The sequence below is a fragment of the Deinococcus aquaedulcis genome (genome assembly GCF_019693445.1).
Taxonomy (GTDB): Bacteria; Deinococcota; Deinococci; order Deinococcales; family Deinococcaceae; genus Deinococcus; species Deinococcus aquaedulcis.
Map to the genome: position 1 here is coordinate 1 of NZ_JAHRBL010000014.1, position 24,024 is coordinate 24,024.

General features: G+C 68.5%; 24 protein-coding genes and 1 tRNA gene. 6 read left to right on the top strand and 19 right to left on the bottom strand.

The window, feature by feature from the left end; all coding sequences use genetic code 11:
* From KMW22_RS14485 to KMW22_RS14510, 6 genes are all read right to left on the bottom strand, one after another.
* The coding region (locus KMW22_RS14485; RefSeq protein WP_221087978.1) for a GTP-binding protein at nt 1–451 on the bottom strand (451 nt) is incomplete at its 3' end.
* A gap of 308 nt (nt 452–759) precedes the next feature.
* Entirely contained in the window at nt 760–1,179 is a 420-nt protein-coding gene (locus KMW22_RS14490) for a hypothetical protein (protein WP_221090768.1), read from the bottom strand.
* A gap of 136 nt (nt 1,180–1,315) precedes the next feature.
* Nucleotides 1,316–3,409, bottom strand: a complete 2,094-nt coding sequence (gene fusA / locus KMW22_RS14495; RefSeq protein WP_221090769.1) for an elongation factor G — start codon at nt 3,407–3,409, stop codon at nt 1,316–1,318.
* Between the two features lie 254 nt (nt 3,410–3,663).
* The gene (rpsG, locus tag KMW22_RS14500; RefSeq protein WP_221090770.1) at nt 3,664–4,134 is read right to left on the bottom strand and encodes a 30S ribosomal protein S7; all 471 of its coding nucleotides are present in this window, start codon (nt 4,132–4,134) and stop codon (nt 3,664–3,666) included.
* 126 nt (nt 4,135–4,260) lie between these two features.
* Entirely contained in the window at nt 4,261–4,665 is a 405-nt protein-coding gene (rpsL, locus tag KMW22_RS14505; protein ID WP_055363465.1) for a 30S ribosomal protein S12, read from the bottom strand.
* A 320-nt stretch (nt 4,666–4,985) separates the two neighbouring features.
* Complete coding sequence (locus KMW22_RS14510) at nt 4,986–5,165, bottom strand: hypothetical protein (RefSeq protein ID WP_221090771.1); 180 nt, start codon at nt 5,163–5,165, stop codon at nt 4,986–4,988.
* 179 nt (nt 5,166–5,344) lie between these two features.
* Here KMW22_RS14510 and KMW22_RS14515 point away from each other — a divergent pair.
* A tRNA-Ser gene (locus tag KMW22_RS14515) sits at nt 5,345–5,434 on the top strand.
* 68 nt (nt 5,435–5,502) lie between these two features.
* On the opposite strand, the gene KMW22_RS14520 is transcribed toward KMW22_RS14515, so the two are convergent.
* Nucleotides 5,503–5,934: a hypothetical protein gene (locus tag KMW22_RS14520; protein WP_221090772.1), complete on the bottom strand. Its 432-nt coding sequence runs from the start codon at nt 5,932–5,934 to the stop codon at nt 5,503–5,505.
* A 317-nt stretch (nt 5,935–6,251) separates the two neighbouring features.
* Between KMW22_RS14520 and hflX the strand changes: the two genes are divergently transcribed.
* Both hflX and KMW22_RS14530 read left to right on the top strand, forming a co-directional pair.
* Nucleotides 6,252–7,961: a GTPase HflX gene (hflX, locus tag KMW22_RS14525; RefSeq protein ID WP_221090773.1), complete on the top strand. Its 1,710-nt coding sequence runs from the start codon at nt 6,252–6,254 to the stop codon at nt 7,959–7,961.
* A 93-nt stretch (nt 7,962–8,054) separates the two neighbouring features.
* Nucleotides 8,055–8,999 (top strand): endonuclease/exonuclease/phosphatase family protein, encoded by a 945-nt coding sequence (locus KMW22_RS14530; RefSeq protein WP_328774715.1) that lies wholly within the window; start codon nt 8,055–8,057, stop codon nt 8,997–8,999.
* On the opposite strand, the gene KMW22_RS14535 is transcribed toward KMW22_RS14530, so the two are convergent.
* Both KMW22_RS14535 and KMW22_RS14540 read right to left on the bottom strand, forming a co-directional pair.
* Entirely contained in the window at nt 8,932–9,498 is a 567-nt protein-coding gene (locus tag KMW22_RS14535) for a P-loop NTPase family protein (RefSeq protein WP_221090774.1), read from the bottom strand. The genes KMW22_RS14530 and KMW22_RS14535 overlap by 68 nt on opposite strands.
* A gap of 164 nt (nt 9,499–9,662) precedes the next feature.
* Nucleotides 9,663–10,787, bottom strand: coding sequence for a PQQ-dependent sugar dehydrogenase (locus tag KMW22_RS14540; RefSeq protein ID WP_221090775.1), 1,125 nt, complete (start codon nt 10,785–10,787; stop codon nt 9,663–9,665).
* 255 nt (nt 10,788–11,042) lie between these two features.
* Between KMW22_RS14540 and KMW22_RS14545 the strand changes: the two genes are divergently transcribed.
* Entirely contained in the window at nt 11,043–11,249 is a 207-nt protein-coding gene (locus tag KMW22_RS14545) for a hypothetical protein (RefSeq protein WP_221090776.1), read from the top strand.
* Between the two features lie 55 nt (nt 11,250–11,304).
* Here KMW22_RS14545 and KMW22_RS14550 read toward each other — a convergent pair whose 3' ends face one another.
* The 5 genes from KMW22_RS14550 to KMW22_RS14570 all read right to left on the bottom strand — a co-directional run bounded on the left by KMW22_RS14550 (nt 11,305) and on the right by KMW22_RS14570 (nt 15,063).
* The gene (locus tag KMW22_RS14550) at nt 11,305–11,976 is read right to left on the bottom strand and encodes a M48 family metallopeptidase (protein ID WP_221090777.1); all 672 of its coding nucleotides are present in this window, start codon (nt 11,974–11,976) and stop codon (nt 11,305–11,307) included.
* 67 nt (nt 11,977–12,043) lie between these two features.
* On the bottom strand, nt 12,044–12,901 hold the full coding sequence (gene ypfJ, locus KMW22_RS14555) for a KPN_02809 family neutral zinc metallopeptidase (RefSeq protein WP_221090778.1): 858 nt from the start codon (nt 12,899–12,901) through the stop codon (nt 12,044–12,046).
* A gap of 129 nt (nt 12,902–13,030) precedes the next feature.
* Nucleotides 13,031–13,477: a hypothetical protein gene (locus tag KMW22_RS14560; RefSeq protein ID WP_221090779.1), complete on the bottom strand. Its 447-nt coding sequence runs from the start codon at nt 13,475–13,477 to the stop codon at nt 13,031–13,033.
* Nucleotides 13,478–13,519: 42 nt separating this feature from the next.
* Nucleotides 13,520–13,963 (bottom strand): hypothetical protein, encoded by a 444-nt coding sequence (locus KMW22_RS14565; RefSeq protein ID WP_221090780.1) that lies wholly within the window; start codon nt 13,961–13,963, stop codon nt 13,520–13,522.
* Between the two features lie 104 nt (nt 13,964–14,067).
* Nucleotides 14,068–15,063: a ribose-phosphate diphosphokinase gene (locus tag KMW22_RS14570; RefSeq protein WP_221090781.1), complete on the bottom strand. Its 996-nt coding sequence runs from the start codon at nt 15,061–15,063 to the stop codon at nt 14,068–14,070.
* Nucleotides 15,064–15,278: 215 nt separating this feature from the next.
* On the opposite strand from KMW22_RS14570, the gene KMW22_RS14575 reads away from it, so the two are divergent.
* On the top strand, nt 15,279–16,709 hold the full coding sequence (locus KMW22_RS14575; protein ID WP_221090782.1) for a phytoene desaturase family protein: 1,431 nt from the start codon (nt 15,279–15,281) through the stop codon (nt 16,707–16,709).
* Between the two features lie 317 nt (nt 16,710–17,026).
* Nucleotides 17,027–17,941, top strand: a complete 915-nt coding sequence (locus KMW22_RS14580) for a metallophosphoesterase family protein (protein WP_328774716.1) — start codon at nt 17,027–17,029, stop codon at nt 17,939–17,941.
* A gap of 202 nt (nt 17,942–18,143) precedes the next feature.
* On the opposite strand, the gene KMW22_RS14585 is transcribed toward KMW22_RS14580, so the two are convergent.
* The 5 genes from KMW22_RS14585 to KMW22_RS14605 form a co-directional block, all read right to left on the bottom strand.
* The gene (locus tag KMW22_RS14585; protein WP_221090784.1) at nt 18,144–18,461 is read right to left on the bottom strand and encodes a hypothetical protein; all 318 of its coding nucleotides are present in this window, start codon (nt 18,459–18,461) and stop codon (nt 18,144–18,146) included.
* 25 nt (nt 18,462–18,486) lie between these two features.
* Nucleotides 18,487–19,608 (bottom strand): molecular chaperone DnaJ, encoded by a 1,122-nt coding sequence (dnaJ, locus tag KMW22_RS14590; protein ID WP_221090785.1) that lies wholly within the window; start codon nt 19,606–19,608, stop codon nt 18,487–18,489.
* Nucleotides 19,609–19,773: 165 nt separating this feature from the next.
* On the bottom strand, nt 19,774–20,553 hold the full coding sequence (locus KMW22_RS14595) for a response regulator transcription factor (RefSeq protein WP_221090786.1): 780 nt from the start codon (nt 20,551–20,553) through the stop codon (nt 19,774–19,776).
* A complete protein-coding gene (locus tag KMW22_RS19675; protein WP_221090787.1) occupies nt 20,550–21,308 on the bottom strand; it encodes a DUF4388 domain-containing protein in 759 nt (252 codons plus the stop codon). The genes KMW22_RS14595 and KMW22_RS19675 overlap by 4 nt, the downstream gene beginning before the upstream one ends.
* Nucleotides 21,305–24,004 (bottom strand): hybrid sensor histidine kinase/response regulator, encoded by a 2,700-nt coding sequence (locus tag KMW22_RS14605; RefSeq protein ID WP_221090788.1) that lies wholly within the window; start codon nt 24,002–24,004, stop codon nt 21,305–21,307. Before KMW22_RS14605 ends, KMW22_RS19675 begins: the two co-directional genes overlap by 4 nt.
* Nucleotides 24,005–24,024 lie beyond the last annotated feature (20 nt).

A 24,024-nucleotide genomic window follows, 5' to 3' on the forward strand; every position in this document is an offset into this window, starting at 1 on the left:
CGAGCTCGAGCAGTTCTTCGTCGTCGACCATGTCGACCTTGTTCATGAACACGACGATGTAGGGCACGCCCACCTGACGGGCCAGCAGGATGTGCTCGCGGGTCTGGGGCATGGGGCCGTCAGCGCTGCTGACCACCAGGATCGCGCCGTCCATCTGGGCGGCACCGGTGATCATGTTCTTGACGTAGTCGGCGTGACCGGGGCAGTCCACGTGGCTGTAGTGGCGCGTGGGGGTGTTGTACTCCACGTGCGCGGTGTTGATGGTGATGCCACGGGCCTTTTCTTCGGGGGCCTTGTCGATCTGGTCGTAGGCCAGCTTCTCGACAGTGGGGTCCATTGCGGCGGCCGTGAAGGTGATCGCGGCCGTCAGGGTGGTCTTCCCGTGGTCCACGTGCCCAATCGTCCCGACGTTCACGTGCGGCTTCGTCCGTTCAAACGTTCCTTTTGCCATGTTCTTTACTCCCTCCAAGCGGTGGACCCACGCAAAACCGCCCTTTGATCGGGCTCCCCCCGCGCATACCGCAGGGTTCTGGTGGCGCGTGACGCCCACATTGGGTTGAATCTCGCCAGGGCGGTGTCCCACCAAGCTGGCACGCTGCGCTGTTGTCCGGGGGGTCTGAAGCCTTCGGTGGGTTAAGCCGATCTCAAGACCTCTCGGGGCCTCACGGCGCACCGAAGAAGCAGGGTACATGATTTGGCGCATGGGAGCAAGGGGGCGGGGCCGTCACATCCTGCGTGACGGCCCCGCCCCCTCTGGCTTCAGCGCTTGGTGTACGCCACCACGTCGCGGTCAAAGGCGCCGATCAGCACCACAATGCCCAGCAGCGTCCCCAGTGGAAACATCAGCAGGCTCAGCACGCCCACCACGATGCTGGACACCCGGCCCCAGGCGCGGCCTTCCATCACCGCGCGCCGGGTGAAATACAGCCACAGAATCTGGAACACCGTTAAGGCAAAGGACAGCCACAGAATGGTGGGAATAAGAGAGGTGGGCAGGGTGCCCGCCGGGGTGCCTATCTGGGTTTCGAGTTGTGGAATCAGCTCCTGCAGCACTGGTCCGGAAAACGGCAGGGTCAGCAGGGTGATGGCGCTGTAAATCAACAGCACCAGCAGGGGCACAGTCAAGAAGGCCAGCCGTTTGGGGGGCAGGCCGGGCGCAGGGGCGGGCGGCATGGTCATGCCTGCAGAGTAGCGCGGGGATGGCGTTGGGCTGGGTCACCGATGAGTTGGGGCTCTGGCGCGGCTCCAGGCCTCCGCCAGCGGCACATAAAAAAGCGCCCCCCGGAGGAGGCGCTCTTTGTCAGCCTTGCGGCTCTTACTTCTTCATCAGCTGCTGGGCGATGTTGTTCGGCACCTGGCTGTAGTGATCGAAGAACATGGAGTAGCTGGCGCGGCCCTGGGTCATGGAGCGCATGTCCGTGGCGTAACCGAACATTTCGCTCAGGGGCACGAAGGCCTTCACGATCTGGGCGTTGCCACGGGCTTCCATGCCCTGAATCTGGCCACGGCGGCTGTTCAGGTCACCGATGATGTCGCCCATGTAGTCCTCGGGCACGGTCACCTCGACGCGCATGATGGGCTCCAGCAGGGCGGGGGCGCCCTTTTGCACGGCTTCCTTCAGCGCCATGCTGCCGGCGATCTTGAACGCCATTTCCGAGGAGTCCACTTCGTGGTAGCTGCCGTCGTAAATGGTGACCTTCATGTCCACCACGGGGAAGCCCAGCATGGGGCCGCTCTGCATGGCTTCTTCGATGCCCTTCTGGGCGGGACCGACGTATTCACGGGGCACAGTGCCGCCCACGATGGCGTTCTCGAACACGAAGCCGGCGCCGGGTTCCAGGGGCTCGGCCTTGATCTTGACGTGGCCGAACTGACCGCGACCACCGGACTGACGCACGAACTTGCCTTCGACGTCCACGGCGCGGGTGATGGTTTCACGGAAGGCCACCTGGGGCGCGCCCACATTGGCTTCCACCTTGTACTCGCGCTTCAGGCGGTCCACCAGGATTTCCAGGTGCAGCTCGCCCATGCCGGCAATCGTGGTCTGACCGGACTCCTGGTCGGTTTCCACCTTGAAGGTGGGGTCTTCTTCGGCCAGCTTCTGCAGACCCACGCCCATCTTTTCCTGGTCGGCCTTGGTCTTGGGCTCAATGGCCAGCTTGATCACCGGCTCGGGCACGTCGATGCTTTCGAGCAGCACCTTGTTGTCGCCGTCGCCGATCAGGGTGTTGCCGGTGCCCGCGTCTTTGAGGCCGATCACGGCGCCCAGTTCGCCGGCCTTCAGCTCAGTGACTTCCTCGCGGCTGTTGGCGTGCATCTTCAGCAGACGGCCCACGCGCTCGCGCTTGTCCTTGGAGGCATTGTACACGTAGCTGCCGGACTGCAGGGTGCCCGAGTAGATGCGCACGAAGGTCAGGCGGCCCACGTAGGGGTCAGCCATGATCTTGAACGCCAGTGCGGCCAGCTTGCCTTCGGGGTCGGCGGGGAACTCGGTGGTGTCCTCGCTGTCCTCGATCTTGCCCTTGATGGCGGGCACTTCCAGGGGGCTGGGCAGGTAGTCCACCACGGCGTCGAGCAGCAGCTGCACGCCCTTGTTCTTCAGGGCGCTACCGCACAGCACGGGGAAGATCTTCTTCTCGATGGTGCCCTTACGCAGCGCGGCGACCAGCTGCTCCACGCTGGGCTCCTCGCCTTCGAGGTACATCATCATCAGGTCTTCGTCCACTTCGGCGGCGGCTTCGATCAGAGCCGCGCGCATTTCCGTCACCTTGTCCGCGTACTCGGCGGGCACGTCGTGCTCCTGGATCTCGGTGCCCAGGTCATTGGTGTAGGTGTAGGCGCGCTGGCGCACGATGTCGATGATGCCTTTGAAGTCGCTCTCCTGGCCCATGGGGTACTGCACGGGGGCCGGGATGGCGCCGAGGCGCTCGCGGATGTCGTTCAGCACCAGTTCGAAGCTGGCGCCGGTCTTGTCCATCTTGTTGGAAAAGGCGATGCGGGGCACACCGTAGCGGTCGGCCTGACGCCACACGGTTTCCGACTGAGGCTCCACGCCCTGGCTGGAGTCGAACACCGCCACGGCGCCGTCGAGCACGCGCATGGAGCGCTCCACTTCGATGGTGAAGTCCACGTGACCGGGGGTATCGATGATGTTGACGACGTATTCCTGCTCGGTGCCGCTGCGGGTCCACTTGGCGGTGGTGGCGGCGGCGGTGATGGTGATGCCGCGCTCGCGCTCCTGCTCCATCCAGTCCATGGTGGCGGCGCCGTCGTGCACTTCACCGATGTTGTGGGTACGGCCGGTGTAGTACAGGATGCGCTCAGTAGTGGTGGTCTTACCGGCGTCAATGTGCGCGGCAATCCCGATATTGCGGAAGTGGGTGAGGTAGCTCTGGGCTTTGGTGGTCATAAGACTCCCTGATTGTGTGGGGTGACGTGTCACGCCACCGTAAGGTCGGCGCGGTTTCCCTTCACGCGAGATGGACGGCAGGGGGCGCCTACCGTCCGACAATTCTTCTTCCGTTCTGAGCTTTCCCGTGTCTCCCACGGCACCTTGCGTTCAAGGCCTTCAGGCCGCAAGCTGGCGCGGCCCTGCGCGAGAGACACTTCGGTTCCTGCTCGCTCCGCCCGGACCCTGGGGCGCGGGGCCCCAGCGTTCTAGAATTACCAGCGGTAGTGGGCGTAGGCGCGGTTGGCTTCGGCCATGCGCTCCACGTCGTCTTTCTTCTTGATGGCGCCGCCACGGCCCTGCGCGGCGTCCATGATCTCGCCGGCCAGGCGCTCCACGGCGGTGCGCTCGGGACGGCCGTCCACGGCGCTGATCATCCAGCGCAGGGTCAGGCTCTGCTTGCGGCGCTCGGTGGGCTCCACGGGCACCTGGTAGGTGCTGCCGCCCACGCGGCGGCTGCGCACTTCCACGCGGGGTTTGACGTTGTCGTAGGCCTGCTTGAAGATCTTCAGGGACTCCTGACCGGTGCGCTCCTGAACGAGCTTCATGGCTCCGTAGAAAATGCGGCTGGCGAGGTTCTTCTTACCATCGCGCATGATGCGGTTGATCATCGCGCTCACCAGCACGTCCTGGTAGACCAGGTCCGGCTGGATGACGCGCACTTCAGCTTGGCGGCGACGTGCCATGGTTGACTCCCTTGAGGCTCAGCCCAGACCCAGCTGGGCGAGCGGCGCGCACTTCAGGCGCGAATAACGTGCTTCATTGGCATCACCCCTTAGGGTGAAGGCGGGCAGGGGGGGTGACCCCCGGCCTTACTTCTTCTTCGCGCCCGCAGCGGCAGCGCCGGCCTTGGGCTTCTTGGTGCCGTACTTGGAACGGCTCTTGTTGCGGTCTTTGACGCCCTGGGTGTCCAGGCTGCCGCGCACGATGTGGTAGCGCACACCGGGGAGGTCCTTCACACGGCCGCCGCGAATGAGCACCACGCTGTGCTCCTGCAGGTTGTGGCCTTCACCGGGAATGTACGCGGTGACCTCGAAGGCGCTGGACAGACGAACGCGGGCGATCTTACGCAGCGCCGAGTTCGGCTTCTTGGGGGTGGTGGTCTTCACGACCGTGCACACGCCACGGCGGAAGGGGCTGCCCTTAAGGGCCGGAACCTTGCTCTTCTTCTGGATCGTCTTGCGACCCTTACGGAGCAGTTGCTGGGTGGTAGGCAGGGGAAATCACTCCTAGCTGGGATAAGCAGATGCTTGTAGAGAGGGCGGATGGCCGTGCCACGCGGACGGGCTCGGCGCTGGGTTGGCAGGTGAACGGCTTGAGGTGATCACGCACCGCGCCTGGGCCGCTGCGCCCATAGCAGGGCAGCGCCGGCGGTGGCCGGCCGAAAAACCCCCTGGTGCAACCCGGAACCGGGGCAGTTTTCAACCTTGAAAGCATACGCCTTCGCCCCTGACAAGTGCAAGCGCGGGCTGAACGCCGCTCCAGCCCACGTTGATCGGCGCAACGACAGCGTGCCCTCCCTCTCCTCTGAACTGAGTTATTTCCCGTCCCAGTAAGCCAATACCAATGGCCAGAACGCGAGCACGGGACACAGGATCAGCCACATCAGCGGCCAGAATCGCCGTGGCGTGAGGATCACGATCAGGGCAGCCACAAGCGCTCCGAGCACACCCAGAACCATCACCACGGTAACGATGAGCAGAGCGCCTCCAGCCATACAGGCAGTCTGAACGGCCGGGCGCGGGCATGTGTCCGTCTTCAGGTCAGCTTTCAACCAGACCGCAGCGGAGAAATTGACCAATGGCGAGCTTGATTGAGGAACGTGTGTACCCGCGTGGGAGTGGCGCGCGGCCAAGAGGGCATGCTACACTCCCCTCTGCCCGTTCTTTCCCGTGCGGAGAGGTGCCAGAGTGGTTGAATGGGTCGGTCTCGAAAACCGAAGTAGTCGCAAGGCTACCGTGGGTTCGAATCCCACCCTCTTCGCCAACGCAGCCCCCAGGTTCCGGCCTGGGGGCGCTGCATTTGGGGTGGGTCCGGGGCTGGCGGCCAAGGCTTCAATGCGGCGCAGCCCACGCGGCCAGCACCGCCGCCTCGCGCGCTGCACGGACCACGGCGCCGTGCGCTTCCCGGAGTCCCTCGCCTTTCAAAGGCAGGTACAGGGCGTCGTACAGGGCCTGCCCAGCTCGGGCCAGGGCCACCAGTTCGGCGCGCCACGCGGCGGGGTCGGCCGGGGCCCAGGTCTGGGGGTCGGCCTCGTCCTGAAGCAGGGCAAAGGGGTCGGCCAGATGGGCGGCCGTCCATTCCAGGTGCTGCCGCAGCGCCAGCACCCGGCGGGCCAGGGTGGGCTGAGCCTGCACCGCCGCAAAATCCAGGACGTGCACCGCCCGCATTAGCCCCAGCTCGCCGGGGGCGCTGAACAGGCCCGAAAAGCCATCCGGGCCATAGAGGACTTCCCGCAGGGTGTCGCGTAACAGGTCGGCCGCCATCTTCGGTTCACGGTACGCCACTCAGCGGATGCGGGTTGCCGGCCCCCTCCCCTACCCTGAAGCCACGATGATCCTGACGATCAAGATTTTCCTGTAATCGCACACGTTCTGCAGCGGCCCCCACGGTAAAATGGGGCTAATGCTGGACCCTGTGCCCACCCCGGCGCCGCGCCCCTTCGTGCGGCGGCCCGGCGCGGGCACGGGTGCGACCTCCCGGGCTTTTGAGCTGTTGCTCGCCCCGTCACCCTCTCTGTCTGGCCCTGGGCGCTGTGCCCTGGCCGGACCTCCCTGTAAGGAAGTGACCCACCATAGATAAAGTGCATGGCAACCTGTCTGGCCTGCGTCCCGCACAACTGAAAGCCCTGGGCAACCTGTACCGCCGCCGCATTGAGCCGGGTCGCATTGGCTCGCCGGAACTGGCGCGCAACCTCGCCGAGCTGTCGCACGACGTTCGCCGAGAGGTGGGCGTACTGATTGACCGCCGTGGCCGCGTGATTTCCGTCAGCGTGGCCGACGCCAAGGGCACCGAGTTCCCCGATCTGCGCCTGGGCGAAAACCGGCTGGCGGGCTTTCACCTGCTGCACACCCACCCGCGCGGCGGGGCGCTCAGCAAGAGCGACCTCTCCACGCTGTTCCTGAAGCGCCTGGACGCTGTGAGTGCCATTGAGGTGCGCCAGGAAGGCCAGCCCGGGCTGGTGCACACCGCCCACCTGACCCCGCCCGGCACCGTGGGCGAGGAAGAGGACTGGCGCATTCTGCCGCCCGTGCCCGCGTTCCAGATTGATGAATTCGACCTGGGCGCACAGGTGAGCGCCCTGGAAGAGGAAATCGCGCGTACGGCCCGCACTCGCGAGGCCAAAAAAGACCACGAGCGCGCCATTCTGGTGCAGATTGACCAGGGCGAATTTGACGCCGAGGAGCGTCTGGACGAACTGGCCGAGCTGGCCCGCACGGCAGGGGCGGAAGTGGTGCACCGCGAGCTGGTGTACCGCCGCCACCTGAAGGCAGGGACACTGGTGGGCGCGGGCAAGCTGGAAGAACTGACCAGCAAGGCCTACCACCTGGACGCCGACCTGCTGATTTTCGGGCAGGAACTGGGGCCGGCCCAGGCGCGCGAGATCGAGGCCGCCACGGGCCTGAAGATCATTGACCGCACGCAGCTGATTCTGGATATCTTCGCGCTGCACGCGCAGGGTGTGGAATCGCGGCTGCAGGTGGAACTGGCGCAGCTGCGCTACATGAAGCCGCGCCTGCTGGGGGCCGGGGCGCAGCTCTCGCGCATCGGGGGCAGTGGGGGCAGCGCGGCGGGCGGCGCCATCGGCACGCGCGGGCCCGGGGAAACGAAGCTGGAGCTGGACCGCCGCCGCATCAACGACCGCCTGAGCTTTCTGGAAAAGCAACTCGAAGGCGTGTCCGCGCGGCGCGAGGAACGGCGCAAGCAGCGCGCCCGCAACGATGTGCCCGTGGTGTCGATTGTGGGCTACACCAACGCGGGCAAGTCCACGCTCCTGAACGCCTTTACGCATGCCGCCGAGGAACCCCGGCGCGTGCTGGCCGAAAACAAGCTGTTCGCCACCCTGCGGCCCACCAGCCGCCAGGGCTTCCTGGAAGGCATTGGCCCGGTGGTGCTGACCGACACGGTGGGGTTTATCCGTGACCTGCCCAAGGACCTGACCCGGGCTTTCCGCGCCACCCTGGAAGAAATTGGCGACGCCGACGTGCTGCTGCATGTGGTAGACGCCGCCAGCCCTGGGGCGGACACCCGCCTGGACGCCGTGAACCGCATTCTGGAAGAGCTGGGCTTCCGGGATATGCCCACCGTGATCGCGCTGAACAAGGCCGACGCCGCCGATCCAGACGCCCTGTCCCGCGAAGTGGAGCGCACCGGCGGCATTCCGGTGAGCGCCCTGCGCAACCTGGGCCTGAGTGAACTGAAAGAGGCCCTGGCCGACGCAGTGGCGCAGGTGCAGCGCCAGCAACTGGCCGCGCGCGAAGAGGCCCGCGAGCTGGCGGCGCAGTACCGGTAAGCAGTTATTCCTGCGGGGGACGTGTGAACAGACACGTCCCCCGCTTTCTTTCGTGTGACGCGGCGCCGCCTGAGCGCGTGCCAGAGTGCACAGGTGAAATTGGCATGGGTGTATCTGGCCCTGGTGGCGGTGGGTTGGCTACTGGGCGCCGTGGTGGGCGAGCGCACGGTGCCCACCCTGCTGCTGGCCTACGCGCCGCCGGTGCTGTGGCTGCTCCCGGCGCCCTTCGTGCTGGGCGCCGCACTGTGGCGGCGCCGGGGGCGACGCGCCGCGCTGGCAGGCACCTTGCTGGCGCTCTGGGGCGCGGGGCTGCTGCACTGGACCCCGCAGCGGGAGGGCGAACTGCGCGTGGTGACCTACAACGTGCTGCGCGGTGACCGGGTGAGCTCGGCGCAACTGGGACAGGCGCTGCGGACCCTGAACGCCGAAGTGATCCTGCTGCAGGAGAGCAACTTTCGCCGCCCTGGGGCGCGGGAGGCGCTGGCCGCCGCCTTGCCCGGCTACCGCGTGGTGCACGCCGCCGAGGTGACCACCCTGACCCGCCTGCCCCTGCTGAATGTGCGCCGGGTACCGCTGCCCCGCCACCGCCGCGAGGTGCTGGTGACGCGCCTGCGCTGGCAGGGCCGCCCGCTGACAGTGGTGAACGCCCACCTGGGCACCGTGCAGGTGGTGGACGCCCTGGCCGGCGACTGGGCCTCGCTGCACCGCACCCGCGCCGCCCGCGAAGAGCAGGGACGGATGCTCACCGAGCTCGCGGCGCAGACCCAGGGCCCGGTGCTGCTGGGCGGCGACCTGAACACGCCGCCGCGCGGCCGGCTGTGGCGGCAGCTGCGGGCAGCCTACGGCGCAGGTGCCCACGACCATGCGGGGCGCGGCGCCGGCTGGACCTTTCCAGCCCTGAAGGTGCGCATTGATCACGTGCTCAGCCCGGACCTGCGTCCGGCCCGCAGCCGGGTGCTGCCCTGGCGCTTCAGCGACCACCGCCCGTTGCTGACGGAGTGGCAACCAGGACCCCCGGCAGAGGCCGCTGCGCCCTAAGCCACCCCTCGGTCTGTGCTGGGGTCCGCAGGCGGATCAGCTGCAGGTGGGGATGCGCCGCGACCAGCGCAAGGGTTTCGCCCCGCCGCCGCCAGTGGGTGTACATGGCCCAGCGCACCGGGCCCTCGGCACTCAAGGTGCCACGCAGCGTTTCGCGATTGCCATTCCACAGTTCTTCCTGGGTAAGTACCCGCCAGACCGTGCGCCGCAGCACCCGGCCAAACACCACAGGGGCCGGGTAGTCCAGCCACACGATGGTGTCGGCCCGCGCCCAGCCGATATCGCGCGCCCGGCTGTAGTTGCCGTCCATGACCCAGGCCGGGGCGGCCGTGAACGCCGCCACCTGGGCCCGGAACTGTGCCAGCGGCGCCTCCTGCCAGCCCGCAAGATGGTTCCAGGCGTCCTGCTCGCCGTGCAGGACCCCCAGCCGGGCCGCGAGGTGCCGCGCCAGGGTGGTCTTGCCGCTGCCGGAAGTGCCAATCACGATGATGCGCTGCATGGGGGCAGGAGAGCAGAGGGAACGGGGAATGGCATCGGCCAGGTGGCGGAGGGAAGGGGGTCGAGAAGGGACGCTGGTCCAGCCACCCGGTCTGACACCAAGACCTGATCAAACTTGCCTCCTCTCCCCTCGACGTCTCGACGGCTCAACCCCTTGACCCTCCCCTATTCCCCGCGCGCCAGCTTCAGAATCCGTCCGCTGCTGTACTCCGCCACATACAGTTCGCCGCGCTCGTCCTCGCCGAAGGTGCTGGGGCCGCTCACCCGGCCCAGGACGCTCTTGGTCCAGGTGCGGCCAGTCATGCGTGCGGCCCACACGGTCCCTGAGGCAAAGTCGGCAAAGACGTACTGCCCCTTCAGGGCGGGAATGGCGCTGCCCCGGTACACGTAGCCGCCGGTCACGCTCTGCCCTTCCTGACGGCCGTAGACCAGCACCGGCTCCACGTAGGTGCCAGCCCGGCAACCCTCCTCGAAGCACTGCCGGCCCTCACGCACCCGCCAGCCGTAGTTTTCGCCGCCCTTGCTGCTGCGCGGCTGCCAGTCGATTTCTTCAAAGGCGTTCTGGCCCACGTCAGCAATGATCAGGTCGCCCGTCTGGCGGTCAAAGGAAAACCGCCAGGGGTTGCGCAGGCCATACGCCCAAATGTTGGGATTGACGCCCTGACGGTTCAGAAAGGGATTGCCCGGAGCTGGTTTGGCGTCGGCGCCGCGCACATCAAAGCGCAGAATCTTGCCCAGGGGCGAGGCCAGATTCTGCCCGTGGTTCTGCGGATCGCCGCCCGAGCCGCCGTCGCCCAGCCCCAGGTACAGAAAGCCGTCCGGGCCAAAGGCCAGCTGGCCGCCGTTGTGGTTGGGGTACGGCTGCTGGGCGGTGAACAGGGTCTTGGCGCTGCCGGGGTCGGCCCGGCGCCCGTCGGCCGTGGCGGTGTAGCGGGCCAGCACGGTATCGCCGCCACGGTCGGTGTAATGCACGAACAGGCGCCGGTTGGTCTTGTAGGCCGGATCAAAGGCCAGCCCCAGCAGGCCGCGCTCGCCCCCCGCCCGAGTCAGGGCGCGCAGGTCCAGAAACAGCTCCCCGCTGACTTTGCCGCCCTGCACCACCCGGATGCGCCCGTCCTGCTGCGCCATGAACAGCCGCCCCGAACCGTCCCCAGCGTGGGTGATGGCCGTGACCTGATTCAGGCCACTGAGAAAAGGCCGGAAGGCGACCTGGGGGGCCTGGGCCGAGGCGGGGCCCAGCGCGGCGGAAGCCAGGAGGGCGGCGGTCAGGGCAGGCAGCAGGCGCGGCATGCTCCAGTGTGCCTGGGCGCGCACCACCCCTACCGCAGGGCGGCGTGAAGGCGCCTTCACGGGTTTCATCCCTGCGGGGCTGTGGCCGCTGCCCAGACTGGACTTCCCTTTGATCTGCCCGACCTGGGGAACTGCCTGTTCCCGGCGGCGCGTGTGCCGATGAAAGGATGATGCCCAGAGCGCCGAGTCCGCCCGCCTGCCTGTCTGGCGCGGCAGCATGACCCGGCCGCAACCTGCCCCATCAGGAGGTGCTCCATGACTGGTCCCTATGACCGCCCGCCCGCCCCGGCCACTGAACCCACCGACACCCCCGGCCCCGTGCCCGAGCAGATGCCCGGCCAGGGCGGCACTGGCCCCATCAGCGACCCGCCCGCCAACCCCGACACCCCGGGGATGCCCGAACCCAACCCGCCCATGAACCCGGATACGCCGGGCCTGCCAGAACCGATGCCGGCAATGTAAAACCTGATCCCCAGGGCTCAGCCCCTTGGGGACCACGGCGGCCACCCCCTTACCTTCAGAGGGTGTGGCCGTTTGTTTTTAGCCAGTCGCGGTGCGTGGGCCAGTCGGGCATGAAGCGGGTGACGTGGGCCCAGTAGCGCGGCGAGTGGTTGAGTTCCAGCAGGTGCGCGGCTTCGTGCAGGGCCACGTAGCGCAGCACCGGCAGCGGCGCGCGGCTGAGTTTCCAGTGCAGGCGGATATCCCCGGCCGCCGTGCAACTGCCCCAGCGCGAGCGGGTATTGCTGACAGCCACCCGGCCCAGGCGGCCGGCGGCGCCCAGCCCGGCCGCGTACTCGGCCACCAACAGCCGGTAAGGTTCGGCGCAGGCCCGGCGGGTCCAGCGTTCCAGGGCGGCCTGGGGGTCACGCTCGGGCAGGTGCAGCTCGTCGCCCACCCGCTGCGCCGCGCGGCGGGCCGGGTCCAGCACCAGCGTGAGCGTCTCGCCCAGAAAAGGCAGGGGCTGGCCGTGGTGCGCCGCCGGGCGCTCCGGGGCGCGGGCGGCGTACCCGGCCAGATGCCCCGCCACCCAGTCACGCCGGGCTTCCAGAATGGCCTGCAGCTGCGCGGTGCTGACCCGCAGCGGGGCGTAGAGGGTCACCGCCCCGGGCTTGACCTGCAGCGCCACCGTGCGCCGCCGCCGACTGCGCTTGACCGTAACTGGCACCCCCGCGACTTCCCAACCCGACATCGCCCCACAGGAGAACGCAAAAGCCGGGCCAGTACATGAGACCTGGCCCGGCCCTGTTCCCGGACGCTTACAGCTGGTTGTAGGGCAGGCTGAAGGTGTCGCAGTCGTTGGGGTTGCCGCTCCGCAGGCCCGTCATGAACCACTTCACGCGCTGCTGGCTGGAGCCGTGCGTAAAGGCGTCGGGCACCACGCGGCCCTGCGACTGCCGCTGCAGGTTGTCGTCACCAATGGCTTCGGCGGTGCGGACGGCCTCCTGCACGTCGGCCTGGGTGATGTTGGTCTGCTCGCGGGTGCGGTTGCCCCACACACCGGCAAAGCAGTCGGCCTGCAATTCCAGGCGCACGCCGTAGCTGTTGGCCTCGGCTTCGGTGCGGGCGCTGCGCTGGCGGCGGTTGACCTGATCGGCAATCCCCAGTTCGTTCTGGATGTGGTGGCCGACCTCGTGGGCGATCACGTAAGCGTAGGCGAAGTCGCCGCCGCCACCCAGGCGCTGCTGCATGGTGGCGAAGAAGCTGGTGTCCAGGTAGATGCCGTTGTCAGCCGGGCAGTAGAAGGGACCCACGGCGCTGCTGGCCTGTCCGCAGCCGCTGTTCGTGCCACGGGTATACAGCACCAGCGGCGGCTTGGTGTAGGTGCGGCCCGCTTCCTGGAACACCTGGCCCCAGACCTGATTGGTGCTGCCCAGAATGCGGTCCACGAACTGGTACTCCTCGTCGTTGGCGCTGGGTGCATTCCCAGACTGGGTCTGCGGCGCGCTCTGCTGACCGCCGCCCAGAATGGCCCCAGGGTCCACCCCGAAGAACATGGCAATCAGGGCAATGATCAGGCCGCCCACGCCCCCCACAGCGATCCCGCCCCCAGGCAGGCCCCCACCGCGTCGGTCATCAATCCCGCCCCCACTGCCGGGCAAATTTTTCCAGTCCATAGGCGTCTCCTTCAGCGTGGGGGCCTCACACGGCCCACCCGGCTGCTTCAGAGCCCATTGTAGAAATTGCCGCACCAGGCGCGGTTGAAGTGACCTTTAGGCTTTGCAGTAAAGATCTGAAGATTGGCGTCAGCGGCGCCAGAAGGCCCCGGCCACCAGCCCCAGCGCCGCGCCCAGCAGCAGCCCCGCCGGCAACCCCGCCGAGGCACGCGCCTTGAGGTCGCCGGGGAGCAGCGCGCCCAGCAGGCGGTCCAGACCCAGCCCGGCCAGCAGCAGCATCCCCACCAGCGCTGCCCCCATCCCCAGGGCCACCAGTTCCCGGCCGGGCGAGGCCCCGCCCACCACCAGCGCCCGGGGCAGGCCGGCCACCGCCGCGCCCATCAGCCCCACCGCCAGATACACCAGCCCGAAGCCGCGACTGAAGCTGTCCCCGGTCAGCACCATCAGGGCGGTCACCAGCACCATGCCGCCGCCAAAACCGGCGAGGGCCAGTGCCAGCGGACCCCGCACCGTCATCATGCCCAGGGCCAGTGCCCCTGCGGCGCCGCCCCCCAACAGCCAGCCCAGTGCCGTCATAGGGTCAGTTGTACCCCAACCGGAAGGGCGGCGCGCCCTCCTTCAGGCGGAGGAGTCGCCAACGAAAGACAGGTGGGTGGGGTGCCCTGCCTCGTGGACCACCACGTACAGGCTCTCACCCCAGCCCAGGGCGTCTGTCAGTTCGTCGCAGGCCTGAATCTGCTCCAGCGTGGGCGGCGCAGTGCCAAACAGCGCCACAAGTTCTTCGTGGCTGAGCTGTTTCATGCCCCAGTCCTCCGGGTGGGCGGCCAGACCCGGAACATCCAGAATGGTGCGGGTGCCGTCCGCGTCTGCCGCTTCTCTCGCCTCTTCGATGTTGGCGTGCCCGGCTCCGGGTGCCGGCGAATCCTCCGTGACCGGAAAGGCGGGGAACATGATGACGGGGGAATATCGGCCTGCCTCAAACTCCCGCTCCTTCAACTGCTGCACCACGGCCGCGACATCCGCATCGTAGGGTTCGACATACCACCACAGCTGACCGCCCATATGGCAGATCGTACGGGAAAAGCGCGGCGGTGGCTGCCGACCTTTCGCCAAAGACGGAACGGACAGGAGGCCTGTTTCCCCTGTCCGTCCCGATCCCTAGCCGCTTAGCTGAACAGGGTGCTTACGCTGGCGCCGGTGTGAATGTTGGTAATTGCATTGGCGAACAGGGGCGCCACGTCCAGCACGGCGAGGCGACCGTTGGCCGCTTCGATCTTGCTGTCCGGCACCAGCACCGTGTTCGTGCTGGCCACCTGGGTCACGTTCAGGCCCGCAATGCGCTGAATGGCCGGGCCGGTGTACACCCCGTGCGTGACCGCCACGTACACGTCCTTGGCGCCCATGCTGCGGGCAATGTTCACGGTTTCCACGAGGCTGCCGGCCGTGCTGATCTCGTCGTCCACGATGAACACCGTCTTGCCTTCCACGTCCCCGATCAGGGCGCGGGGCCGGACTTCGGTGTCGGACAGGCGCTCTTTGTCAATCATGGCGAGGCCCGAATCCAGGCGCCGGGCAATCTGCGAAGCGCGCTTGATACTGCCGGCGTCGGGGGCCAGCACCACGCCGTTGTGGGCGTCCGGCACCGACTTCTTGAAGTGCTGCGCCAGCACCACATCGGCCGAGAGGTGGTCCACCGGCACCTTGAAAAAGCCGTGCACCTGCGGGGCGTGCAGGGTCATGGTGAGAATGCGGTCGGCGCCCGCCTCCTGCAGCAGATCGGCGATCAGGCGCCCGGCAATGGAGATCCGGGGGCTGTCTTTCTTGTCGCTGCGCGCATACGAGTAGTAAGGAATGACGGCCGTGACCCGCCCGGCGCTGGCGCTCTTGGCCGCGTCGATCATCAGCATCAGTTCCATGATCGAGTCGCTGACCGGCGTGGAGAAGCTCTGCACGATAAACACGTCGCCTTCACGCAGGGATTCCTCGTAATGCACGATGATGTTGTCGTTACTGAACTTCTCGGTGGTGCTTTCGCCCAGCGGCACCCCCAGGTGGTCGCAGATGGCCTGGGCCAGCGGGCGGTTACTCTGCCCGGCGAAGACCAGCAGGGGCGAGCGGCGACTTTGCAGCAGGGTGGACGGAGCGCGGTGGGGGGCGGACAAGGGCAGATCCTCCAGAGACAAGGGGCGAAAAAACAGGGGCGTTTCGGTGCGGGCCCCGGGTGCAGGGCCGTCAACCGACCGCTGAGCAGCATACCTGCCCCAGTACAGGGGTGTCATGGCGCGCAGGCGTGCCCGGGCCGGGAACAGGGGCTAGGCGCGCCCCATGAATGTCTGCCCAACAGGGACAGCCCCCCGGACCCGGTAGGCTGGGCCCCATGACCCTGGACGCCGTGATCGTGGGGGCCGGGCCCAATGGGCTGTCGGCGGCCATTACGCTGGCGCGCGCTGGCCTGCGCGTGCAGGTGCTCGAAACGCATGACCGGGTGGGCGGCGGCCTGCAAAGCCGCGCGCTGACCCTGCCGGGGTTCGTGCATGATTACGGCTCGGCCATTCACCCGCTGGCGGTGGCCAGCCCGGCCTTCCAGCAGTGGCCGCTGCACGCCTTTGGGCTGCGCTGGGTGCACCCAGACGCCCCGGTGGCCCACCCCCTGCCCGAAGGTGCGGCGCTGCTGGAGCGCGACCTGCACGCCACGGCCGAGCGCCTGGGCCCGGACGGGCGGGCCTGGGTGCGCCTGTTTGCGCCGCTGGTCCGCGACCACGAGGCGCTGCTGGAAGACATCCTGCGGCCCCTGCCCCGGGTGCCACGCCACCCGCTGCTGCTGGCGCGCTTTGGCCTGCGCGGCCTGCCCAGCGCGGCGTGGATTGCCCAGACGCAGTTCCGCACCCCACAGGCCCGCGCACTGTGGGCGGGCTTGGCCGCGCACACCACACTGCCACTGAGCACCCCAGGCACCGCCGCCATGACGCTGGTGCTGGGGCTGCTGGCGCACGCGGTGGGCTGGCCCTTTCCGGCCGGAGGCGCGCAGACCCTGGCCGACGCCCTAGCCGCCTACCTGCGCCACCTGGGCGGCGAGGTGCTCACGGGCGTCACCGTGCGCGGCCCCGCCGACCTGCCTCCGGCCCGGGTGACGCTGGTGGACAGCAGCCCCCGCGTGCTGCTGGACATGCTGGGCGAGCGGGCCCCCGCCCGCTACCGCGCCGCCCTGGAAGGCTTCCGGTACGGCCCCGGCATTCAGAAGTTCGACTACGCGCTTTCGGGGCCGGTACCCTGGGCAGACCCTCAGGTGGCGCGCGCCGCCACCGTACATGTGGGGGGCCCCGCCGCCGACATCGCAGCGGCCGAGGCGGTGGTCGCCCGGCGCATTCCGGCGCGGCCCTATGTGCTGACGGCGCAGCACACGTTGTTTGACCCCAGCCGCGCGCCCGCCGGGCAGCACACCTTCTGGGCCTACACCCATATTCCCAATGGGAGCGCCGGGGACGCGCAGGCGGTGGTAGAAGCCCAACTTGAACGCTTTGCCCCTGGCTTCGGTGAACGCGTGCTGGCCTGCACCCGCACCACGGCGGCGAAGCTCCAGGCCTTCAGCCCGGTCTTTCAGGGGGGGGACGTGAACGGCGGGCGCGGCGACCTGTGGGGCCTACTGGCCCGACCGGTGCTGAGCCCCACGCCCTACCGCACACCTGTAAAAGGGGTCTACCTGTGCTCCAGTGCCACCCCACCCGGCGGCGGCATTCACGGTATGGCCGGGCACCACGCGGCGCTGGCGGCCCTGAAGGACGAGTTCGGGATTCAGGGCACGCCGTAAAAGGCCCAGGTAGGGGGCTCGGACAGCAGCGACCACAGTGTTAGGGGCCCTCTTCCCCTCTGGACGATCTTTGCCCCCGATTCAAACGAGTGGCGCCGGCGCAAGCAAGGGACTCCTCCGGGCGTGACGCCGGCAAGCCAGTTGAGGCTGTGGTTGAGAGCGGCAGGTCCACCGTCCCCTGTGGCAGCGAGCTTATGCTCCCTCACCACCTGACACGACCCAGACAGGACTGCTCTTCAGTCAACCATCTAGACAGCTCCGCTGAAGTGAACCCCAGGAACACGGGCAGCTGACATCGCTGGCTTGAGATGGCAATCGTGAAAAAATTCATCCTCTGTGCGGCCGTCGTCCTGACGGCCTGTGGCCTGAGTCCCCAAACCACCGAGCTGTCCACGGCGCCCGAGCTGAACGCGCAGGCCGTGCCGCCCGTCACGCTGCTGGCTGCCGGAGACATCGGCAAATGCGGCTACGACGGCGCCGCCAAAACCGGCACGCTGGTGCGGCGCATTCTGGGCACCAACCCCACGGCGCTGGTGGCGGCCCTGGGCGATCTGGCGTACCCGAACGGCACCGCCACCGATTTCCGCAACTGCTACGACCCGCACTGGGGCTCGTTCAAAGCCAGCACCCGCCCCGCGCCCGGCAACCACGAGTATTACACCAGCGGCGCGGCCCCCTACTACGCGTACTTTGGCGCCAACGCGGGCCCGGCGGGTAAGGGCTACTACAGCTTCGACTTCGGGGCGTGGCACATCGTGTCGCTGAACAGCAACTGCTCGGCCATCGGCGGATGCGCGGCCGGCTCACCGCAGGAACAGTGGCTGCGCGCCGATCTGAGCGCGTCCACCAAGCGCTGCACCCTGGCCTTCTGGCACCACCCGCTGTTCAGCTCGGGGCAACACGGCAACAACACGGCCACGCGCGACCTGTACAAGGCGCTGTATCAGGCGCGGGCCGAAATTGTGCTCAACGGCCACGACCACCACTACGAGCGCTTTGCCCTGCAGGACCACCTGGGCAACGCCACCACGGCCGGCATCCGCGAATTTCTGGTGGGCACGGGGGGCGGCGGCCTGTACAGCACCTCAACCCCCAGGCGCAACAGCGTGGTGCGCTACAACCAGGGCTACGGCATCCTGAAGTTGACCCTGGGCGACGGCCAGTACAGCTGGGACTTCGTCTCGGAAGACGGCAAGACCTGGACCGACCGGGGCACCGGCACCTGCGCCTGAAGCCAGAGAGAAAGCAGCGCCTGGAAATGTCCCCAGGCGCTGCTTTCTGCCAACGCTTCTCAACGCTTGGCCAAGCGGGAGTCCAGCGGTGGCGGCCTCATCCACAGGCCGGCCCAAGCGAAGACGACGCCACTCCAGCAGCCTGGCCCAGGCGTGCAGAGACAGAGAGTGACCTCTCTGGCCGTCGTGCGGCCCACCCGGCTCAGCGTTTCTTTTTCTTCTTGGTCTTGATCTTGGCTGGATCGTTCAGGCCCGCGCTGGTAATGGCGGTGGCGCGGTCTCCCGTGAAAGTAACGTTGGCGTAGCTGGCCGCCGAGTTCTTCCACTGGTACACCGCCTGATTGCCCGCTGCCGACAGCTGCTCACCGGGGGCGCCCACAATCTGCCGCACCTCGGCCAATGACAGGCCCGTGCGCAGGCGCCCATATTCGGCCTTGGTAATCAGGTCTTCGGGGCCGCCGCACGCCACCAGCGCACTGCCCCCCACGAGGGCCAACCAGAACAGCCGCCAACGGTTCATATGCCTCCTGTGGGGCTGATCCACCCTACTCGCCCCGGAAGATCTTGCCCACCTTGCCCAGAAAACCCTCGTGCTTCTCGTTCACCTCGTCGCCCACGGCGCGGGCGTAGGCCAGCAGGGCTTCACGCGCTTCAGGGTTCAGCTGGCTGGGTTTGGGGACCACCACATCGTATTCCACGATCAGGTCGCCGGTGCCGGCACCCTGCAGGCGGGGCATACCCTGGCCGCGCAGCCGGTGCAGTTCGCCGTGCTGGGTGCCGGCCTTGACCTCCACTGGCACCGGACCATCCAGGGTGGGCACAGTGATCTGCCCGCCCAGCGCCGCCTTGGCAAAGCCGATTTTGGCCGTGTGAATCAGGTGCTCCTGCTCGCGGCGCAGCTCGGGGTGGCGCTCCATTTCGATGTGCACGTACAGGTCGCCGTTGCCGCCGGGGCCCTCGTTGCCCATGCCGCTCACGCGGATGCGGTAGCCCTCGTCAATGCCCCGGGGCAGCTTCACGCTGACCGTTTCTTCTTTCAGGGTGCGGCCCCGGCCCTTACAGACCGTGCAGGGGTCCTGAATGGTCTGACCCTCGCCCCGGCAGGTGGGGCAGGGCTGCTGGGTTTCCACCACGCCGAAGATGGTGCGGGCCTGCGCGCGCACGGCACCCACGCCGCCGCAGGTGGTGCAGGACACAGGCGGCTTGCCGCCGGGCTCGGTGCGGCTGCCGTGGCAGTGCTCGCAGTCGGTCAGGCGGTCCACCGTGACCTGGATCTCCTCGCCCGCGCGGGCCTGGGCCAGCGTGACGTGGGCCTCGGTTTCCAGGTCGTCACCCCGGGCCGGACCCCGGCGCCCCCGGCCACCCACCGCGCCGCCGAACAGCTGCTCGAAGATGTCCATGGGGTCAAAGCCGGCCCCGCCCATGCCGCCAAAGGGATCGCCGCCGGGCATCCCGGCCCCCGGCGCGCTGCCAAAGCGGTCGTAGTGCGCGCGCTTCTCGGCGTCGCTGAGCACCGCGTAGGCCTCGTTGATCTGTGCGAACTTCTCGGCCGCCCCGGCCTCCTTGTTGCGGTCCGGGTGGTATTTCAGGGCCAGTTTGCGGTAAGCGGACTTGATCTCATCGGCGCTCGCGCTTCGCGCCACGCCCAGCAGTTCGTAGTAATCCATGGCTCGTGTCTCGCCGGGCACCGCTGCTTGCGGGCAGGGGCCGGGCCTCCGTCTCCCAGGTTAACATGACCGCACTCAGGAAAAGTGGGTTCTTGGCTATGAGCTTTGAGCCATGGGCCATGAGGAGGTGTTCCTCAAAGCCCATGGCTCATGGCCCATAGCCCCTTAGTTCTGCTGCGAAGCCCGCCAGCCCAGCACCGCGCCCGCCACCTCGGGGCCCGACACCACGCAGGCCAGCTGGCCCGCGCCGTGCGGCAGCAGCAGCACCGAGGCGCCGCCGTAATTCAGGGTCAGGTGGCCCAGGTCGCCCTGGCCCACGTGGGCACTGCCCACATTCGCGGCCGTGAGCAGAAAGCGGGCGTACATCCCAAAGGCTTCGGGCAGGGCCGCGCCTGTCTGGGCCGCCACGGCGCCGTTCTCGCCGTACAGGGTCGCGCCCCGCACCCCGGCCACCTGCGCCAGCCCCGCCAGGGGGCCGGTTTCGGTGGGGGCGGTGGGGGCAGGCGCGCTGCTGGCCGCCGGCGCCGCTTCGGCCGCTGGCACCCGGGCGGCCAGCGCCGCGCGCAGGTGGGGCTCAATAGCGGGCAGCAGTTCGCCAGGGGTAAAGGGCTTGCGCAGCACGCCGCAGGCGCCCGCCGCCTGGGCGTCGCGCTGGGTCACCTCGTCCACGATGCCGCTCATGAGCATGATGGGCACCGTCACACCCTGGTCGCCCAGAATGCGCGTGAGTTCCAGGCCGCTCATACCGGGCATCAGGATGTCGGCCAGGATCATGTCGGGCATGGGGTCCAGGGTGTTCAGGGCGCTCTCGGCGCTGTCGGCCATGCGCACGGCGAAGCCCTGTGGGGCCAGAATGCGCTCCAGGGCTTTACGGACACTGACGCTGTCGTCCACCACCAGCACGGTGGTGGGGTTGTTGGGGTCAGTCAGATCAGACGGGTTCATGAGGCCTCCAGGGCGGACGCAAGCGGGTCGGCGGCTTGGGCATGGTCGACATGCACCGCCGCTTCCATCAGAAGCCGGGCGGTGGGCAGAGTGATCTGCCGGGGGTAACCGTCCAGGGCGTCGGGAGAAAGAAGGTGAAAGCGGAAGTCGCCCTCCGCACGGGCGCTGAGCAGAAACGGCACGGCCTGGGTGGGTGCGCGGTCGCCGCACTCGGCGTCAATAATCTCGCCCCGGCGCAGCACGAGGTGCGCAGGCTGCGCGCCCAGGTGCACCAGCAGCAGCCCCGAGAGCTGCAGGTCCTGCGCGCACAGCAGCACGTCAGTCAGGCCCAGGTCGCTCAGCTGCCCGTCCAGGGCCGCCGCTTCAGGGTCGTCCCAGGTGGGCGCGCTGAGCCCCGGCATGCGGGCCAGGGCGCGCGCCAGCCCTTCGGGGGCAGTCATGCCGGCCGGCACCACCACGTCAAAGGGTCCACCGTAGCGGCCTGGCAGCTGGGCGCCGGGAATCAGCACCACCGTCTCAGCACTGGCCGGGTCGTCGCGCAGAATCTCGTGCAGGTCGGCCGGGCTCAGGTCGTCCAGCGCCGGGTCAATGACCACCAGGGGCGGGCGCTCGCGCTCAATCTGGGTCAGGGCGTGCAGGCCCCCCGCCGCCGTGGAGGCGCTCATGCCGGCCACCTCAATCAGGGCAGCGTGTGACAGGGCGCGCGACAGCTGGGGCGAGACCACCAGGCAGCCCGCTTGCGGACCAAGGGTCACGCCGGCACCTCCGCGCGCCCCGGCAGCAGGGCCGTGAGGCGGCGCAGCAGCAGCCGCTCCTCGGCGGGTTTGGCGAGGTAATCGTTGGCCCCCAGTTCCATGGCGAGTTGCTGGTGCTTCTCGCCCGCGCGGGTGGTCATCATGACCACGGGCGTGGCGGCGTGTTCGGGGGTGGCGCGTAGGGCGCGCAGCAGTTCAAAACCGTTCATTCGGGGCATTTCCAGGTCACTCAGCACAAGGTCAGCGTTCAGGCCGGCCAGCAGGCGTTCCAGGGCGTCCTGGCCGTCGTGGGCAGTGGTCACGGTAAAGCCCGCGCGCTCCAGGGTGCGCCCCACGTGGCGGCGCACGCTCAGGCTGTCGTCCACCAGCAGGACATGTGCCTGGGCAGCGCTGCCCACGGCCGCACGCGCCCGCTGGGGCCGGGCCTTCATGCGGCCCAGGCCCGCCGGGTCCAGCACCGCCACCGGATAGGCCTGACCACTCACGTCCATCAGCGTGGTCATGCCGCTGAGGTACTCCAGGCCGCCCAGCAGGTTGCCCGCTGGCCGCAGCACGATTTCTTCCAGGCTCAGGAATTCGTCCACGATCACGCTCAGGGTATCGCCCCCGGGCAGGGACAGACGAGCCACGTAGCGCTGGCGGGCCGGGGCCTCGCCCCACACCGCGCTCAGGTCCAGCGCGCCCTCCGGGGCCACGCCGTCCAGGGCGCTCATGCCCTGCAGCTGCGTGGCCAGCACCGCCACGCGCACGCTACCCACCCGCATCACCAGCACGTCGGTAATCTGCTGCGCCACCGGCACCGTCAGGCGCACGGCGGTGCCCCGGCCAGGGCGGCTGGTCAGGCTCACGCGGCCACCCATGCGGGCAATCGCGTCGCGCACGGCGTCCATGCCCACGCCGCGCCCAGCTTCCTGGGTGACCTGCTGCGCGGTGCTCAGGCCTGGCAGGAACACCAGCTGGGCGGTCTGTTCGTCGGTGTAGGTCGCCAGTTCCCCGGCACTGGCGTGGCCGGACTGCAGGGCGCGGGCGCGCAGGGCGTCAAAGTTCAGGCCCTTGCCGTCGTCGCGCACGGTCACGTGCAGCTGGCCGTCGGTCACACCCGCGCTCACCTGAATGTTCAGCTGGGCCGGCTTGCCAGCGGCCACGCGGGCGGCTTCGCCCTCGCCGCCGTGCACCGCCGCGTTGGTCAGCAGGTGCAGCAGCGCCTCGCCCAGCGGGCCGGCATGCTGGGCGTCCAGCAGGCTGTCTTCACCCTCAATGGTCAAGGTCAGGTCGGTGCGGCGCGAGGCCCAGCGGTGCAGGGGGGCGGTCACGCGCGACAGCGGCACCAGTCGGGCGCGGCTGAGTTCCACGCGCAGCTGGCGGGTCAGCTTTTCCAGGGCGGTTACTTCATCGCCCAGTGCGCTGATGGTCTGGGCGGTCTGGGCGCGCACTTCCACAAGGTCGGCGCTCAACTCGGTCACCGCGCGGGCCAGGATGTTCAGGTCGTCGTAGGTGTCCAGCTCCAGCGCCCCGAAGTCGCTCAGGCGGTCCTGCAGCTGACCGTCGCGGGCCGTCTGAGACGAAGTGTTCTGGGCCGCGGCATTCTGGGCCCCCATTTGCAGGTGGGGGTTCAGGTAGCGCTCTTCAAAGTCGCGCACCGTGCGCTGCACCCGCTCGTGGGCGGCGTCCAGGCTGGCAGCCACCTGCCCCTGGCGCAGGAAGAGGCCGTTCAGACGGGCGCGGGCGGCCACCAGCCCAGCCACGTCGTCTAGCATGCCGTCCAGGCGGGCGCTGTCCACACGCACACTCAGGCGCTCGGGGGCGGCCGTGGGAGCGGCGGCCTCGGGGCCAGCGGGGGCGGTGGGGGTCACTTCCTGGCCGGCCAGCAGCGCCGCGACCATGCTGCGGTACAGCGGCACCCGCTCGGCGGGGTCCTCGGCGCGGCCCTCGGCGTGGGCCAGCACGGCGCCCGCGAGGTTCAGGCCGTCGTCTAGCAGCCGCAGGGCACGCTCCAGGGTCACGGCGTCCTCACGGGCGGCGCCCAGCAGGTCTTCCATGGCGTGGCCCACATCGGCCAGCGGGGCGAGGCCCACCATCGCGCTGGAGCCCTTCAGGGTGTGCGCGGCGCGGAACAGCGCGGCGAGGTCGGGCGCTTCGGCGTGCAGGCCAGCGCGCAGCAGGGTCATCAGGTCCGAGGCTTCGGGCCCGAAGTCTTCCCAGATCTCGGCGTTGGTGACCGCAAAGGCTTCTTCCTTGGCGCCCTGCTGGCTGGAGCGGGCTTCCAGGCGAAACGGCTGGGTCTTCAGGAATTCGGTGACCTGCGCGGGGCCGGCAAGCTCGGCAAAGTGCAGTCCCACCTCGCCTTCACCCCGGCCGGTTTCCACCAGATCCAGGGCCCGGCTGAGGCAGGTGATCATGCGCTCAATGATCTCGGTCAGGGGCTGCACCGAGCCTTCGCCCAGTCCGGCACGGCCTTCCATCAGGCGCTCCATCAGGGCGGCCAGGGCGGCGGTCTGGGGGTAGCTGTACAGGGCGGCGGTGCCGTGCAGGCGGTGGCTGAGCACCCACAGCCGCTCCATGGCGGCCGGGCGGGCGTCGGGCACCCAGAGGTCCACGGTGGCGTCCTCCAGGCCCGCCACGACGCTGCGGGCATCCTGCAGGTACGTGGCGGTCAGGTCCGCGTCCAGGGTGACCGGGGTGTGGGGCTGCGTCATGGCGGTAAACCTCGCTCGGA

Bases quoted from the DNA above. Each gene is read 5' to 3' on its own strand.
- KMW22_RS14490 (WP_221090768.1), bottom strand. From the start codon at position 1,179: ATGACCATGCCGCCCGCCCCTGCGCCCGGCCTGCCCCCCAAACGGCTG.
- fusA (WP_221090769.1), bottom strand. From the start codon at position 3,409: ATGACCACCAAAGCCCAGAGCTACCTCACCCACTTCCGCAATATCGGG.
- rpsG (WP_221090770.1), bottom strand. From the start codon at position 4,134: ATGGCACGTCGCCGCCAAGCTGAAGTGCGCGTCATCCAGCCGGACCTG.
- KMW22_RS14510 (WP_221090771.1), bottom strand. From the start codon at position 5,165: ATGGCTGGAGGCGCTCTGCTCATCGTTACCGTGGTGATGGTTCTGGGT.
- KMW22_RS14520 (WP_221090772.1), bottom strand. From the start codon at position 5,934: ATGGCGGCCGACCTGTTACGCGACACCCTGCGGGAAGTCCTCTATGGC.
- KMW22_RS14535 (WP_221090774.1), bottom strand. From the start codon at position 9,498: ATGCAGCGCATCATCGTGATTGGCACTTCCGGCAGCGGCAAGACCACC.
- KMW22_RS14540 (WP_221090775.1), bottom strand. From the start codon at position 10,787: ATGCCGCGCCTGCTGCCTGCCCTGACCGCCGCCCTCCTGGCTTCCGCC.
- KMW22_RS14545 (WP_221090776.1), top strand. From the start codon at position 11,043: ATGACTGGTCCCTATGACCGCCCGCCCGCCCCGGCCACTGAACCCACC.
- KMW22_RS14550 (WP_221090777.1), bottom strand. From the start codon at position 11,976: ATGTCGGGTTGGGAAGTCGCGGGGGTGCCAGTTACGGTCAAGCGCAGT.
- ypfJ (WP_221090778.1), bottom strand. From the start codon at position 12,901: ATGGACTGGAAAAATTTGCCCGGCAGTGGGGGCGGGATTGATGACCGA.
- KMW22_RS14560 (WP_221090779.1), bottom strand. From the start codon at position 13,477: ATGACGGCACTGGGCTGGCTGTTGGGGGGCGGCGCCGCAGGGGCACTG.
- KMW22_RS14565 (WP_221090780.1), bottom strand. From the start codon at position 13,963: ATGGGCGGTCAGCTGTGGTGGTATGTCGAACCCTACGATGCGGATGTC.
- KMW22_RS14575 (WP_221090782.1), top strand. From the start codon at position 15,279: ATGACCCTGGACGCCGTGATCGTGGGGGCCGGGCCCAATGGGCTGTCG.
- KMW22_RS14585 (WP_221090784.1), bottom strand. From the start codon at position 18,461: ATGAACCGTTGGCGGCTGTTCTGGTTGGCCCTCGTGGGGGGCAGTGCG.
- dnaJ (WP_221090785.1), bottom strand. From the start codon at position 19,608: ATGGATTACTACGAACTGCTGGGCGTGGCGCGAAGCGCGAGCGCCGAT.
- KMW22_RS14595 (WP_221090786.1), bottom strand. From the start codon at position 20,553: ATGAACCCGTCTGATCTGACTGACCCCAACAACCCCACCACCGTGCTG.
- KMW22_RS14605 (WP_221090788.1), bottom strand. From the start codon at position 24,004: ATGACGCAGCCCCACACCCCGGTCACCCTGGACGCGGACCTGACCGCC.